Below are 13,433 nucleotides of genomic sequence, written 5' to 3'. Positions count from 1 at the left end.
TAAGTCTGATGACTCAGAACCCGGTTATTCCGGTCGCTGTTCCTCTTCTCTTCACCGCGACCTCGTCGTACTGGGCGCTCAACACGTTTCTCTCGGGGAGAAAGAACTTCTCGCTGTCAGTCTGGAGCGGGTCTTTGAGCACTCTGATACAGATCGTAGGAAAGATACTCCTGGTTCTCCTCGGACTCGGGGTCTGGGGAATGGTCGGAGGAACCGTAATCGGTCCCGTCCTCGTCCTTCCGGTTCTCGTACGCTGGGTCGGTGTACGTCCCTCGGTACCGTCGTGGAAATCGATCCGGTCGATAGCCGAGTACGCCAGATGGTCGATACCGAGCGGCTTCGTCGGAACCGCACTCTCACGGATGGACACAGTCCTACTCGGCTGGCTCGCCACGGCGTCTGTGGCGGGAAAGTACCAGGTCGGACTCAAGATCACTATGCCCGCGGTCTTCATCTCTAGCGTGATCGGCACAGGTCTCATAGGACGTGTCTCGAACCTCGAATCGCGCGACGAAGACTGGAAGGACGACCTCTGGAACTCGCTGTCGTACGGCAGTCTCCTCAGCGTACCCATCTTCTTTGGAAGCCTCGTGATAGGTGAGGAGCTCGCAGTCACAGTCTTCAGTGGCGAGTACTCCGGCGCGGGTGTCTTCGTCGTCGGGCTCGCACTCCACCGTCTCATCAAGACCCAGACCTCGTCGTTCCGGTCGGTTATAACGGGATTAGACCGACCCGACATAGGCTTCAGAATATCCGTAGTCTCGTTCTTTCTCAACGTCGTACTCGGCGTGGGTCTCTGGTTCGTGGTCGGAGCTTCGGGTATAGTCATAGCTACTGCGGTCACGTCAGGCGTCACCTACCTTCTGACGGTCAGACAAGTACGTCAGATTACAGACACCGACTTCGTCGTGACCGTTCCCTTCCTCAAGCAACTGGTCTCAGGAGCCGTGATGGCTGTCGTAGTCTACGGGGCGAAGGAAGTATTCGGAGTATCGAGCTGGATCGATGTCGTCGGTTACCTCGTCGTCGGCGGAGCCGTCTACGGCGGCTTGGAGCTCGTCGTGAGTCACCATCTCCGGTCTACGGCTCGCGGGGTCTGGGAAGACTTCCGGTCTGAGTATGTATAAAGTAAAGATGTCACAACCGAAGCTCAGTTCGAGTACTCCACCCCGAAGTTTTTGTGTCTGTGTATACAAACAGATCATGATGCCGACTAAGACGATAGGTGTCAGAGAAGATGTCTACGAGCGTCTCGTCTCTGAGAAACGCGAAGGCGAGAGTTTCAGCGACACTATAGACCGACTTGTCGAGAGTTCACAGTCAGACTGGAGAAGATCCTTCGGTAAGCTCGAAGACAGCGGCGATGAACTACGTGAGATAGTCGAGGAACAGAGGGAGGATCTCTCCATCTCGGAAGCGGAGAGGCAGCAGAGGACGGTTGATGAAACTTCTTGACACGACCTTTCTCGTAGATCACCAGCGTGGGGACGAAGGCGTCGCGCGTTTCTTGGAGGAGTCTGAGGAGACAAACGACGTGTTAGTTACTTCGTCAGTAAATCTGAAGGAGATAGCCGTGGGTAAGATTCTCGTCGAGACTCCAACACCCGGTGTAGACGAAGTACTCTCCGACTTTAGGTGGTTAGAGGTCGAGCCATTTACGGAGTCCCACGCCCTTGAAGCGGCACGTATAGAAGCCGAGTTGCGAAGCTCAGATGACTACGATCCGGATCTGGCAGCGGATATTCTGATAGCAGGTGTCGCAAGGTCGCTAAACGCACCAGTAGTCACACGTAACAGTTCCGACTTCGGAGTATTCGACGGAGTCGAGACTGAGGCATACTGAGTCCGAGTATGGTTTTATGTATCCCCAGAAACTGAGGTATGAGCTTCACGTACGGTTTCGAGGAACTCGTCTGTCTCCTCCTCGGAGTAGACGAGATGTGAGTCACATTCGGAGTCAGACGCTCCGAAGGAACCGATCCTCTCGCCTTCGATACGTCGGCTTATCTCACACTCCTCTTCGACTCCCGGAGACTTGACGACCTCGACGATACTAGTCCTCGCGTCGCCGTTGAGGTAGTCTATGTGCCATCTCCTCGTGTCGTTTTCGCCCTCGGAGACGTCCCTGTGTCTCTCCACACGGCTGAAACCACCTCTTCCTAGCGCGCTGCCTGTGTAGGCGTAGAGTCCCGACTCGAACTCTATCTCGCCGAGTGCTCCTACCTCTATAGCCGTGTCGTCTTCGAGACGGAGAACGAGAGTATAAATGCCGCCTTGTGTGTCGTCCTTCGGACTCATATACTCAGACAAGACTCGCGGCGACGTGTATCTTGCCTTCGACGTCTGTGTGACTCGGGTCGGAGTGTCCGGGATATAGATGGTCGACTTCGAGGTTCTTGAGACGTTCGAGCGATCTTCTAAGCTGTTTGGAGTCGCCCCCCGGCATGTCGGTACGTCCCGGACTTCCGTTTCCGAAGACGACGTCGCCCGCGAAGAGAGTCTTTTCGTCCTCAGAGTAGTACGAGACGCTTCCGGGTGAGTGTCCAGGTGTGTGGAGAACTTCGAAGGCGTACTCGCCGAAGTAGACTGTGTCGCCGTCGTTGACGAAGCAGGAATTGAGACGCGCGTACTCGTCGTCTTCAACGAGAGTATCCCACGCCTTCGGATGTATGTGGAACTCCGCGTCGGTCTCGTCGACGTACTCGGGAAGACAGCCTACGTGGTCGGCGTGGGCGTGTGTTATGTAGACCTCGTCAGCGTCGGGAAGAGCCGATACGTCGGTTCCGACGTCAACTAAGACACCGTCGACTGAGTAGACGTTAGAAGACGTCGAGGGCGTCGGAATCCTCTCGACCTCGTCCTCTATCCTCATACCGACAGAGATAGAAGCTGACTAGCGGCGTCTGTCGCGGTCTGTAGAACCGGCTCGAAGCCGAACATCAGGGCGAATGTAGCCGCGGCGGCGAATATTATGGCGGCGTAGATGCCGAGAGGCTTCTTAGTTATCTCGGGCGACTCACTCGACGAGTCCTCGACCCACATATACCTGAGGACTCTCGTGTAGTAGTAGAGGCTGAGTGCCGAATTTACCGAGCCCACAAGTGCGAGCCACCAGTATCCCGACTCGACAGCACTCGCGAAGACCGCGAGCTTCGAGACGAAGCCGGCTCCCGTCGGAAGACCCGCGAGCGAGAACATGAATATCGCCATCGCGACCCCTATGACGGGAACCTGTCTTCCGACCCCGGCGTAGTCCTCGAACTCGTATCCGAATCCCCAGTAGTCGTCTACGAGTCCGACGACTAGGAAGGCTCCCGTGTTCATAAGACCGTAGACGAAGAGATGGCTCATCGCGGCTCCGAGTGCGAATGCCTGGTTACCCGACGACGAGAAGACAGCGAGGGCTATCAGAGCGTAGCCGGCGTGTCCTATCGACGAGTAGGCGAGCATCCTCTTGACGCTCGACTGTGCCGCGGCGGCGAAGTTGCCGAACGTCATCGTCACGACTGCGAGTATCTGTACAGCGAGCACCCAGTCGACGCGTGTCGCGAAGGCGACTGTGAATACACGGAAGAGGACGACGAAGCCCGCTATCTTAGACGCGCTCGATATGAAGCCCGCTATCGGAGTCGGTGCTCCGGTGTAGGCGTCGGGTGCCCAGACCTGGAACGGAACTGCGGCGACCTTGAACGCGAATCCCGCGAGTATGAAGAGGGCTCCGACGCCGACAAGTGCGACGGGGGAGTCCATCGTTCCGAGTTCGAAGAGGTCGAAGGTTCCCGTGACTCCGTAGACGAGTGAGATTCCGTAGAGGAGTATAGAGCTCGAAAGACCTCCGAGTATGAGGTACTTCATAGCACCCTCGATACTCGCCTTCTTCTTCTTCGTGAATCCCACGAGTGCGTACGACGCGAGCGATGTCATCTCAAGCGATATGAAGGCAGTCACGAGAGACCGCGAGCTACCCATCAGCATCATTCCGAGTGTCGCGAGTAGTACGAGGACGACGTACTCTGTCGTGTTGTTCTTCGTCTCGGGGGCGAACTCGCTCAGGTACTCGAAGCTCGCTACGATCACAAGAGCCGAGACTATCAGGACGGCTAAGTTGAAGAAGAGCGAAAACTCGTCGACTATCAGCATACCTGCGACTGAGTCGGCTCTCACTCCGCTTCCGTAGACGTAGAGGCTGAGTCCGAAGCCTCCCGTAACTCCTAAGAAGCCGAGGACTCCCGCGATACGTCCGTGTTTCGACTGTGTGAAACTGTCGACGAGGAGTATGAGAAGCGCGACACCTCCCACAGCGAGTTCGGGCGACACGGCTTCGAGGCTTACCACGTCGACCACCTCATCTGGCTCTCGTCTGACTTCATGGTTTGAACTCGACCTCGACCTTGGTTTCTGTCTTGGTATCTGCTATGTCTCATTCTACACACCTCCTGCGGTGAGCTCGACTACTGCACTCGTCGACCTCTGTATCATTTCGAAAGCGATGTCGGGCTGTACCCCGAGCGCGATTATCACGAGTACGAGAAGGACGAGAGGAACTGTCTCGGCGACCGAGGCGTCGGTGAGTCCGTCCTTATACTCGTCGGGAGCGTCGTACTCGCCGAAGAGGGTTCTCTGCATCGCGAAGAGAAGGTATCCCGCGACTATAACGACCCCAAACATCGCTACCGGGACTATAATCCTTGATCCCTCGAACGATCCCATCGATCCGAGGAAGACGAAGATCTCGGCGGCGAATCCCGACATACCGGGGAGTCCCATGTATCCGAAAGCCGCCGCGACGAAGACTGTCGTCACGACGGGCATCCTGTGGGCTAAGCCGGAGATCTCGTGTACGTCACGCGTGTGGAGCTTGTGGTATACGACTCCGACTACCATGAAGAGGAGACCGCTTATGAGACCGTGTGAGATCATCTGGAAGGTCGCGCCTCCGACGGAGTACTCGGTGTACGCCGCTAAGCCGACTATGACGTACCCCATGCTCGATATCGACGAGTAAGCGACTATCCTCTTGAGGTCAGTCTGTGCCATCGCTAAGAGCGCGCCGTAGATGACACTGACTGCGCCGACGACCGCGATCTCAGCGGTGAGTCCCGCGGCGACGTCGGAGAGCATAGTGAAGTTGAACCTCAGTAGTGCGTAAGTACCCATCTTGAGGAGTACACCCGCGAGTAGGACACTAACGGGGGTCGGTGCCTGAACGTAGGCGTCGGGTGCCCATGTGTGGAACGGAACGAGATGAACCTTGACGGCGAATCCTATGAAGAGGGCGACAAACGCCATGAGTGCGAGAATGTCGGCGGGTATTCCCCACGCGCCTGTGAGACCGCCCGACTGGATAGCGTGTGTCAGAGCGACCAGGCTGAGGCTCTCGATTCCCGAGTTGAAGATCAGCGCGAAGACTCCTATGAACATCACAAGAGACGCGGTGTTGGTGTAGACGAAGAACTTCATCGCGGCGTACTTCCTGTCCTCGCCTCCCCAGACTGCTATGAGGAAGTACATCGGGACGAGTACGGCTTCCCAGAAGACGTAGAAGACTAGGAAGTCGAGTGCGGTGAAGACGCCTATGAGACCACCTTCGAGTAGGAGGACGAGGGCGTAGAACTCGTTCTGTCTCTCGTCTATCGACTGCCACGCCGAGAGTATCGCGAGGCTCGCGAGGAACGTCGTGAGTACGACTAAGGGCATGCTGACTCCGTCGAGACCCACGAGGTACTGGACGTCGTAGCCTCCGAGAGTGATCCAGTGTACCGCTTCCTCGAACTGGACGGCTCCCGAGTCGAGGAGAGCGTTTCCTCCCGACGAGTCGAAGAGCGACCAGATGTAGAGACTGACCCCGAGAGGTGCGAGAGACGCCACGAAGGCGAAGTACTTCGACTTGTCACCCTTAATGAAGAGGGTGACGAGTGCTGCTACCATCGGTACGGCTATGAGTGCTGTTATCTTCATTAGAACCACCCTCCGTAGAGTCCGATTATGAGAAGTAACGTCGCAAGTCCGAAGCTGATCACTGCGGCGTAGTTACTCACGACCCCGGTCTGTATACGTCTCATCGCGTCACCACTTCCCTTCGATGTCGACGAGACTGCGTTGACGACACCGTCGACTACGCCGAGGTCGAACGAGTTGAGGTACTTCGTGAGAGGAAGCGTGAATCCCTCAGCGATCCAGAGCTGGAAGTCGTTGACGTAGTAGCCCTTTTCGAGGACAGGGGTGAATCCCCAGCTTTCCTTCCTCCTCGTCGGCGACTCGGCGTACCCCGAGAAGCCGAGGTACGCTCCTATGAGAGCGAGACCGAGTGAGAGTCCCGTGACAGCATAGCTGACCTCGAACTCCTCGACGTATCCGACGTTCTCCGCCGCAATCATCCTGAGACTTCCCGAGTGGAGGAAATGTTCTAGCTGATGAATCCCTATCGGCGCTGCGTTGACGAATCCCACGACTGTCGCGAGAACACCGAGAACTATCAGGGGTATCTTGACCGCGGCGGAGTTCTCGGAAGCGTGTTCAGAGTGCTCCGACCTCGGCGAGCCGTGGAAGGTGAGTGCGACCATCCGGAAGGTGTAGTACCCCGTGAAGAGTACAGCGACCATTCCCATTCCGAAGGGTATCCAGAGGAGAGGTTCGTTCGCGGCGTTCTTGAAGGCGACTGCGAGTACCTCGTCCTTACTCCAGAATCCCGAGAACGGCACGATTCCCGCGAGAGCGAACGCTCCCGCTAAGAATGTGTAGTAGGTCACGGGCATCTTCTTCCTCAGACCGCCGTACTCCCACATGTCCATTATGTGGTGGTTGGCAATTATGACGCTTCCCGCGCCGAGGAAGAGGAGCGCCTTGAAGAAGGCGTGGTTCATGAGATGGAAGACCCCCGCGGTGTATCCTCCCGCGCCGAGAGCGATCATCATGTATCCGTACTGGGATATAGTCGAGTAGGCGAGTACGCGTTTTATGTCGTCTGCGACGACTGCGATAGTCGCCGAGTAGAGAGCCGTGATTCCTCCGACGATCGCTATCACGAGGAGAGCGGTCGACGAGAGGGCGTAGAGTGGGAAGAGACGCGCGACGAGATAGACACCCGCGGCGACCATCGTCGCAGCGTGTATGAGCGCCGAGACCGTCGTGGGACCCTCCATCGCGTCAGGTAGCCATGTATGTAGAGGGAACTGGGCACTCTTGCCTATCACACCGCCTAAGACGAGGAGCCCGAGTACCGTGACCCCCGTCTCAGGTGCGAGTCCGAGTATCGCTTCTCCCTCGTCTATCATCGTCGCTGCGGTCGACGGGAACGAGTTCTCACCCGTGAAGCCGAAGTTGCCGAATGCTGCGAAGACACCGACGACTCCTACAAGGAAGAAGTAGTCACCGAACCTCGTGACGAGGAACGCCTTCTTCGCCGCGCTCGCCGCACTCGGACGGTCGAACCAGAATCCTATGAGGAGGTACGAACACAGTCCGACGAGTTCGAAGAAGACGAACGCCATCAGGAGTCCGTCTGCGAGAGCGAACCCGAGCATGCTCGCCGTGAAGAGCGAGAGCTCGGCGTAGTACCTCGGGAGTCCGGTCTCGCCCTCGTCATTCATGTATCCCTTCGAGAAGACGTGGACGAGGAAGCTCACCGTCGTGACTATCACGATCATGAGCGCGCTCAGAGGGTCGACGAGTATACCGAAGCTGAGGCTTACCGACGAAGCCGCCGTCCACGTCATCTGCTTGACGACGTGGGCTTCCCCGTGCCCCCCGAAGGTCTCTGCGAATATCAGGAGGCTGAGACCGAGCGACAGAGCCACTCCGAGGGTTCCGACTACGGTACTGGCTCCGCCGCCTATTCCTCTCTTACCGTCGCTGTACTTTCCTACGTATCCCGGCACCATTCCGAGGAAGATCAACACGAACGACACGAAGGGTATGACCGGCACGAGCCAAGCGTAGTCTATCATCGCCATCTCTTACCACCTCATGAAGCTGGGTTTAGTTACTTCGACTGTTCCGAACTCACGGTACATAGTTATGAATATTCCGAGTCCTACGGCGACCTCCGCCGCGGCGAGTGCCATCACGAACAGCGAAAATACCTGTCCCTGAAGGTTGCCGACCTGTGCCGAGAAAGCCACGAGGTTTAGGTTGCCCGCGTTGAGCATAAGCTCTACCGACATGAGTATGACTATCGCGTTCGTACGTGTCAGAACGCCGTATACGCCTATGCAGAAGACCGCGGCGCTCAGGACGATGTAGTAGCTACTCGGCACCATCCGGCTTCACCTCCTTGGCTGTGGCTGTGGCTGTGGTCTCCATGTTCTCACGTGCTTCGTCTGCTTCTGTCATCGGCTTCTTCTCGACGGCTCCACCGACGTCCCTCTCGTCGCCCTTGTCTCTCTTAGCGAGGTAGAGACCGCCTATGAGCGCGGCGACGAGAAGCATATCTATTATCTCGAACGCCGCGAGGAACTCGTCGAACAGGACTGTTCCTATCATATACGTTACGTCTCCGGTAACGGGACGCGGTGCGGGGAACGGGGTTCCGACAGCTACGGTCGAAATCATGACGAAGAGTGCCGTCACGATCGCCCCGGGTATTAGTCTTAGTCTCTTTCTTTCCATCTTATCTTGTCTCCTTTTGTTGGTCTCCGCTGGGTTCGAGTCTGCCTCTCATGAACATGATCGCGAATATGATGAGTATGAGGACTCCTCCGACGTAGACGAGTACCTGCATCGCCGCCACGAACTCCGCCTGAAGGAGTATGTAATGTGCCGCCACGCTCATGAGAGCGAGACCGAGGAGAAGTGCCTCGTGGAAGACGTTCTCGACGAGAACGACCCCTAGGCTCGCTCCTACGGTCACGACTGCGAACAGAACGAAGACTGCTGTCTCTAGTCCTGTCATTTTTAATCTCCGTAAAGCTCCTCTATCTCCTGCTGTTCTTCCTCGCTCGTTCCTATCCAGCCACCCCTGTCGGGCTCCCTGGCTTCGAGCGGGTCGGTGTCCTTGTACCACGGCACGTCCATGAGATCCTCCTTCGTGTACTCGAGCTCCGCCTTCATTCCAGCGTTTAGCTCGAAGTGCTGTGTCAGGATTATGGCGTCTGTGGGACAGACCTCCTCACACAGACGGCAGTAGATACACTGACCGAGGTTGAGGTTGTACTCCTCTATGTTCCTCTTCCGATCTGTCTTTATCTCTATCGTGTTGTTGGGACAGACCTCCTCACACATCCTACACGAGATACACCGCGAGAGGCTGAACTTATGTGTGCCCCTGAACCGCGGCGATACCTCGGGCGACTCCTCGGGGTACTCGACCGTGAATGTCTCGCCTCTTATGGCGTGCTTTGCTGTGACTCCTAACGATTTGAGTACTCCCATCATAGTGTCACCCACATAATACCTGTCGTGAACAGAAGGTTGAGGAAGCTGAGTTCAAGTAGACGCTTCCATCCTATCTGTAGAAGCTGGTCTATACGTACACGCGGTATCGTCGCACGTAGCCACTGTATGACTGCGTAGACAGCAAACATCTTGATTACGAACCAGAGTACCGCGGGAAGCACGGGTCCGGCTCCACCACCGAGGAAGAGCGTCGTGAATATCGCTCCTCCGAGGAACATATGCGCGAACTCGGTGAGGAACATCAGTGTGAAGTTGACTCCCCCGTACTCGGTGAGGTACCCCGCGACTAGCTCCGAGGCTGCCTCGGGAAGGTCGAACGGGTTACGCGCGACCTCGGCGAGCATCGCCACGAAGAAGATCACCGCCGCGAGAGGCTGAGCGAATATGAACCAGTTGGGCAGCGGAATACCCTCGACACCGAAGAGTGGACCCTGCTGTGCGGCGACTATCTGTGACATCTGGAGCGGGGCTCCGTCGCCGAAGAACGCGACGAGAGGGACGAGAGCGGCGGCGGAGATCACGAAGGGTATCTCGTAGGCGATAGCCTGTGCGACTTCCCTCTCGAAGCCGAGGAAGGAGTACTTGTTGTTCGATCCGTACCCCGCCATCACGACTCCGAGGGAGGGTATGCTCGCGAGACCGAATGTGAGTACGAGACCCGCCTGAGGGTCAGAGATCTGGAGACCGCTTCCCCACGGAATGAAGACGAACGAGAGGAGTATCGACGACGTCGAGAGTATAGGCGCTCCCCAGTAGGCGAGCCTGTCGACGTCGTTGGGTACGACAACCTCCTTCGCCAAGAGCTTGAGCGAGTCGGCAACTATTATCAGGAGACCGAAGGGTCCTACCCTGTTGACGGCGACCCTGTCACCGAAGGCGGCGTTCCATTTCCTCTTGAACCAGACCCCTCCGAAGCCGAGGAGTGTGAGTATCACAGATGTCCAGATGAACGCGACCACGAGACCCACGCCGAACTGAGCGAGAGGACCCGACTCGCCGAATCCGACTGTCTCGGTAAAGGTCGCCATTGGAGTAGACGCGAGCATTACCTGTCCACCTCCCCGAAGACTAGGTCGAGGCTTCCGAGACTCGCAACCATGTCGGCGAGGTACTCGCCCTCAACCATCTCGTGGAATGCGGCGAGGTTCGAGAATCCGGGGGCGCGTATCTTGAACCTGTGGGGCGACTCACTCCCGTCGCTGACTATGTAGATTCCGAGCTCACCCTTCGCTCCCTCGACGGCTCTGTACATCTCGGCGTCCTCGGGCGGCTCGACAGAGCGCGGAACTTCAGTCCTAATCTTTCTTTCGCCGTCCCAGTCTTCGAGTATGTCGACGCACTGTTCTATGATACGCGCACTCTGTTCGACCTCTCCGAGACGCGTGAGGACGCGCGACATATTGTCACAGCCGTTATACGTCACGACATCCCAGTCGAGTTCATCGTAGTAGGCGTATGAGTCGACCTCTCTCACGTCGTATCCGACTCCGCTGCCTCTCAGGACGGGACCTGTGACGCCGTACTCCTTAGCGACCTCGGGTTCGAGTATGCCGGTGTCGACAGTCCTCTTCTGGAAGAGCTCGTTGTCGTCGAGTATCGCGTGGAACTCGTCGAGCTTCTCGGGAAGGTCACGTAGGTAGTCACGTATCTGACCGAACCACTCGTCGCGCGGCTCGGGTATGTCGTAGGCGACTCCTCCGAGCCTGAAGTAGTTGAACATCAGACGCTGTCCCGTGAGGTCTTCGAGTATGTCCTGTATTATCTCACGATCCTTGAAGGCGTACATGAAGAGGACGTTTAGCTCTCCGTAGACATCGAGTGCGTATGTACCGACAGCGAGGAGATGTGCCGCAATACGTGAGAGCTCCATTCCGAGCGTCCTCACAACCTGAGCGTACTCGGGAACCTCTATCTCCGCCATGTCCTCTATCGTGCGAGCGTACGCCATCTCGTTGAGGAGACCCGCCGAGACGTAGTCCCATCTGTCGGGATAAGGCATTATCTGGTACTTGTAGTTGAGCCTCTCACACAGGTACTCCTCGCATCTGTGGAGGTAGCCTATGTCGGGGTCGACGTCGACGACGACCTCTCCGTCTAAGACGGTCTTGAGATGGAGGACGCCGTGAGTCGCGGGATGGTGAGGACCTATGTTTATGAACATAGTGTCGAGGCTCTCGTCCTCGAGTTCGACCTCGTACCTCTCCTCTATGGGGTTCTGCCACTCCTCAAGTGAGTTGTACTGAACCTGGTCGATGTCGTACTCGTCTCTCAGAGGATGTCCCTTCCAGGTCTCGGGAAGGAGTATACGTCTGAGGTCGGGGTGATCCTCGTACTCGATCCCCATGAGATCGTACGCCTCGCGCTCGTGCCAGTTCGCGCCCTTGAAGACGTGAGAGACCGTCTTGACAGTCGGGTCTTCGGGGTCTGCCATCGCGACGACGTTTATCTCGTCGAAGTCCTCGGGGTCGTCGGTGATACGTCTGAGGTGGTAGACGCTCTCGTACCTGTTGTCGTACTCGACCGCCGAGACCGACGACAGATGGTTGTAGCCGTTCTGTTTGAGAGCAGCGACGACCTCGTCGACACGTGACGGATTCGCGATTATCGCAGGAGCGTTGCCGTGTTCCTCTACACCCGCGACTGCGTCGGGAAGTTCGTCCTCTATCGACTCGTGTATCTCCTGGTACCGTCTGTCGATCTTCTGACTCATCTTCGGTTCTCCTCCGTGTCTATGGTCGCCTCAGCCTCGTCGTTCACTTCGGGCGAATGTGTGTACTTCATCACGAGGTCGTCCTTGTTTATCTCCCTCTCGAAGAAGTCGGCGAGTTCGTCCCTGTCCCAGTCCTGAAGCTCCTTGACCTCGTAGGGCTTGACCGTGACGGGCGACGACTCGCCTCTCGCTATCTTCTCCTGCATCTTCATCACACCGTAGAGGAGAGCCTCGGGACGCGGCGGACAGCCCGGTACGTGTATGTCGGCGGGAGCGAAGAGTTCGAGTCCCTTGACTACGTTGTAGCCCTCCTGGAAGGGACCGCCCGCTATCGTACACGACCCCATTGAGACGACGAACTTCGGCTCGGGTATCTGTTCGTAGAGGCGTTTCACACGCGGCGCGAGCTTCGCGTTTATGGTGCCCGGCACGATCATGAGGTCAGCGGCGCGCGGCGAGTTCCTGAAGACGCCCGCACCGAACCTGTCCATGTCGTGTTTTATGGCGACCGTCTGCATCATCTCTATCGAACAGCAAGCTATTCCGAACTGGAACGGGAACATGCTCGAAGCACGTGCCCAGTTCATTATGTCGTCGAGCTTTGCCGTGACTACGGGAAGAGACCCGAACATCTCCCGAAGCTTCGAGTTCATCCTCGGGTCGACTTCTCCCTCGCGTGTCTCACTTATCTGTGTCTTACTGTTGTCTAACATCTGGTTTCACCCATTCCATTGCTCCGTTCTTCCAAGCCCATCCTAGTCCCACGAAGAGGACGACGATAAAGATGAACGCTGGCACGAACGTCCCGGGGTTGTCGGCGAAGACTGTGACCCACGGGTAAAGTAGAACAGTCTCTATGTCGAAGACGACGAACAGGAGCGCCAGCATGTAGTACTGTATGCTGAAGCCTATACGTGTGTCCCCCGTAGGACTCTCACCGCTCTCGTACGTAATCGATTTCTGTTTTTCGGGAACGGTCGGACGTAGGAAGTAGCTGACCCCCTGCATCACTAAGGGGATAGCTAAGACCACGACGCCCATAGCCGCCACTGCTATCCAGTCGTTCATGTAATTAATCATAGTATTCTAATTTGGACACAACTTAAATATTGATAAACAATCTCGTGCATGGTTCGTGTCGCGCCTGTGGGAGTAACTGTGTAGCACATCCCGAAGTTGGAGTACACAAGCCTTAATATCTTTTATTTGGATTATATTTGGTGTATGAAGAAAGAGCTTCTCGTAACCGACTTCCTCGACAGGGCGCGCCGACATTACGGCGACGCCGAGGCGGTCGTAGCGACAACCGGTGAGAGATACACCTACGACG

The 13,433-nt window shown here is 56.7% G+C and carries 16 protein-coding genes; 3 read left to right on the top strand and 13 right to left on the bottom strand.

Features of this window, described 5'->3' with window-relative positions; all coding sequences use genetic code 11:
- The 3 genes from SV253_03290 to SV253_03280 all read left to right on the top strand — a co-directional run.
- The coding region (locus SV253_03290) for an oligosaccharide flippase family protein (GenBank protein MDY6775091.1) at nucleotides 1-1,127 on the top strand (1,127 nt) is incomplete at its 5' end.
- Nucleotides 1,128-1,206: 79 nt separating this feature from the next.
- Complete coding sequence (locus tag SV253_03285; GenBank protein MDY6775090.1) at nucleotides 1,207-1,455, top strand: antitoxin VapB family protein; 249 nt, start codon at nucleotides 1,207-1,209, stop codon at nucleotides 1,453-1,455.
- Nucleotides 1,442-1,843: a PIN domain-containing protein gene (locus tag SV253_03280; protein ID MDY6775089.1), complete on the top strand. Its 402-nt coding sequence runs from the start codon at nucleotides 1,442-1,444 to the stop codon at nucleotides 1,841-1,843. Before SV253_03285 ends, SV253_03280 begins: the two co-directional genes overlap by 14 nt.
- Nucleotides 1,844-1,857: 14 nt before the next feature.
- On the opposite strand, the gene SV253_03275 is transcribed toward SV253_03280, so the two are convergent.
- The 13 genes from SV253_03275 to SV253_03215 form a co-directional block, all read right to left on the bottom strand.
- The gene (locus SV253_03275) at nucleotides 1,858-2,298 is read right to left on the bottom strand and encodes a GIY-YIG nuclease family protein (GenBank protein ID MDY6775088.1); all 441 of its coding nucleotides are present in this window, start codon (nucleotides 2,296-2,298) and stop codon (nucleotides 1,858-1,860) included.
- Nucleotides 2,299-2,302: 4 nt separating this feature from the next.
- A complete protein-coding gene (locus tag SV253_03270) occupies nucleotides 2,303-2,872 on the bottom strand; it encodes an MBL fold metallo-hydrolase (protein ID MDY6775087.1) in 570 nt (189 codons plus the stop codon).
- A complete protein-coding gene (locus SV253_03265; GenBank protein MDY6775086.1) occupies nucleotides 2,869-4,344 on the bottom strand; it encodes an NADH-quinone oxidoreductase subunit N in 1,476 nt (491 codons plus the stop codon). Before SV253_03265 ends, SV253_03270 begins: the two co-directional genes overlap by 4 nt.
- 81 nt (nucleotides 4,345-4,425) lie before the next feature.
- Nucleotides 4,426-5,958, bottom strand: coding sequence for a NuoM family protein (locus tag SV253_03260; protein ID MDY6775085.1), 1,533 nt, complete (start codon nucleotides 5,956-5,958; stop codon nucleotides 4,426-4,428).
- On the bottom strand, nucleotides 5,958-7,952 hold the full coding sequence (nuoL, locus tag SV253_03255; GenBank protein MDY6775084.1) for an NADH-quinone oxidoreductase subunit L: 1,995 nt from the start codon (nucleotides 7,950-7,952) through the stop codon (nucleotides 5,958-5,960). Before nuoL ends, SV253_03260 begins: the two co-directional genes overlap by 1 nt.
- A gap of 3 nt (nucleotides 7,953-7,955) precedes the next feature.
- Complete coding sequence (gene nuoK, locus SV253_03250; GenBank protein MDY6775083.1) at nucleotides 7,956-8,258, bottom strand: NADH-quinone oxidoreductase subunit NuoK; 303 nt, start codon at nucleotides 8,256-8,258, stop codon at nucleotides 7,956-7,958.
- The gene (locus tag SV253_03245) at nucleotides 8,245-8,607 is read right to left on the bottom strand and encodes a hypothetical protein (GenBank protein MDY6775082.1); all 363 of its coding nucleotides are present in this window, start codon (nucleotides 8,605-8,607) and stop codon (nucleotides 8,245-8,247) included. Before SV253_03245 ends, nuoK begins: the two co-directional genes overlap by 14 nt.
- Before the next feature lies 1 nt (nucleotide 8,608).
- Entirely contained in the window at nucleotides 8,609-8,890 is a 282-nt protein-coding gene (locus SV253_03240; GenBank protein ID MDY6775081.1) for an NADH-quinone oxidoreductase subunit J, read from the bottom strand.
- Between the two features lie 2 nt (nucleotides 8,891-8,892).
- Nucleotides 8,893-9,372 (bottom strand): NADH-quinone oxidoreductase subunit I, encoded by a 480-nt coding sequence (locus SV253_03235; protein MDY6775080.1) that lies wholly within the window; start codon nucleotides 9,370-9,372, stop codon nucleotides 8,893-8,895.
- Nucleotides 9,369-10,439: a complex I subunit 1 family protein gene (locus tag SV253_03230; protein ID MDY6775079.1), complete on the bottom strand. Its 1,071-nt coding sequence runs from the start codon at nucleotides 10,437-10,439 to the stop codon at nucleotides 9,369-9,371. Before SV253_03230 ends, SV253_03235 begins: the two co-directional genes overlap by 4 nt.
- Nucleotides 10,439-12,103, bottom strand: a complete 1,665-nt coding sequence (locus SV253_03225) for an NADH-quinone oxidoreductase subunit D (GenBank protein ID MDY6775078.1) — start codon at nucleotides 12,101-12,103, stop codon at nucleotides 10,439-10,441. The genes SV253_03230 and SV253_03225 overlap by 1 nt, the downstream gene beginning before the upstream one ends.
- Nucleotides 12,100-12,816, bottom strand: a complete 717-nt coding sequence (locus tag SV253_03220; GenBank protein MDY6775077.1) for an NADH-quinone oxidoreductase subunit B — start codon at nucleotides 12,814-12,816, stop codon at nucleotides 12,100-12,102. The genes SV253_03225 and SV253_03220 overlap by 4 nt, the downstream gene beginning before the upstream one ends.
- Nucleotides 12,800-13,171 carry an NADH-quinone oxidoreductase subunit A gene (locus SV253_03215; GenBank protein MDY6775076.1) on the bottom strand — a complete coding sequence of 124 codons (372 nt, stop codon included), beginning with the start codon at nucleotides 13,169-13,171 and terminating at the stop codon, nucleotides 12,800-12,802. The genes SV253_03220 and SV253_03215 overlap by 17 nt, the downstream gene beginning before the upstream one ends.
- Nucleotides 13,172-13,433 lie beyond the last annotated feature (262 nt).

It is taken from the genome of Candidatus Afararchaeum irisae, assembly GCA_034190545.1.
Taxonomy (GTDB): Archaea; Halobacteriota; Halobacteria; order Halobacteriales; family Afararchaeaceae; genus Afararchaeum; species Afararchaeum irisae.
This window is presented reverse-complemented; position numbering and strand designations above follow the sequence as displayed.

What these genes read in the sequence shown, in the direction of transcription:
- SV253_03245 (MDY6775082.1), bottom strand. Translation starts at nt 8,607, where the DNA reads ATGGAAAGAAAGAGACTAAGACTAATACCCGGGGCGATCGTGACGGCA.
- nuoK (MDY6775083.1), bottom strand. Translation starts at nt 8,258, where the DNA reads ATGGTGCCGAGTAGCTACTACATCGTCCTGAGCGCCGCGGTCTTCTGC.
- SV253_03285 (MDY6775090.1), top strand. Translation starts at nt 1,207, where the DNA reads ATGCCGACTAAGACGATAGGTGTCAGAGAAGATGTCTACGAGCGTCTC.
- SV253_03240 (MDY6775081.1), bottom strand. Translation starts at nt 8,890, where the DNA reads ATGACAGGACTAGAGACAGCAGTCTTCGTTCTGTTCGCAGTCGTGACC.
- SV253_03260 (MDY6775085.1), bottom strand. Translation starts at nt 5,958, where the DNA reads ATGAAGATAACAGCACTCATAGCCGTACCGATGGTAGCAGCACTCGTC.
- SV253_03225 (MDY6775078.1), bottom strand. Translation starts at nt 12,103, where the DNA reads ATGAGTCAGAAGATCGACAGACGGTACCAGGAGATACACGAGTCGATA.
- SV253_03230 (MDY6775079.1), bottom strand. Translation starts at nt 10,439, where the DNA reads ATGCTCGCGTCTACTCCAATGGCGACCTTTACCGAGACAGTCGGATTC.
- SV253_03275 (MDY6775088.1), bottom strand. Translation starts at nt 2,298, where the DNA reads ATGAGTCCGAAGGACGACACACAAGGCGGCATTTATACTCTCGTTCTC.
- SV253_03280 (MDY6775089.1), top strand. Translation starts at nt 1,442, where the DNA reads ATGAAACTTCTTGACACGACCTTTCTCGTAGATCACCAGCGTGGGGAC.
- SV253_03215 (MDY6775076.1), bottom strand. Translation starts at nt 13,171, where the DNA reads ATGAACGACTGGATAGCAGTGGCGGCTATGGGCGTCGTGGTCTTAGCT.
- SV253_03270 (MDY6775087.1), bottom strand. Translation starts at nt 2,872, where the DNA reads ATGAGGATAGAGGACGAGGTCGAGAGGATTCCGACGCCCTCGACGTCT.
- SV253_03235 (MDY6775080.1), bottom strand. Translation starts at nt 9,372, where the DNA reads ATGATGGGAGTACTCAAATCGTTAGGAGTCACAGCAAAGCACGCCATA.
- nuoL (MDY6775084.1), bottom strand. Translation starts at nt 7,952, where the DNA reads ATGGCGATGATAGACTACGCTTGGCTCGTGCCGGTCATACCCTTCGTG.
- SV253_03220 (MDY6775077.1), bottom strand. Translation starts at nt 12,816, where the DNA reads ATGTTAGACAACAGTAAGACACAGATAAGTGAGACACGCGAGGGAGAA.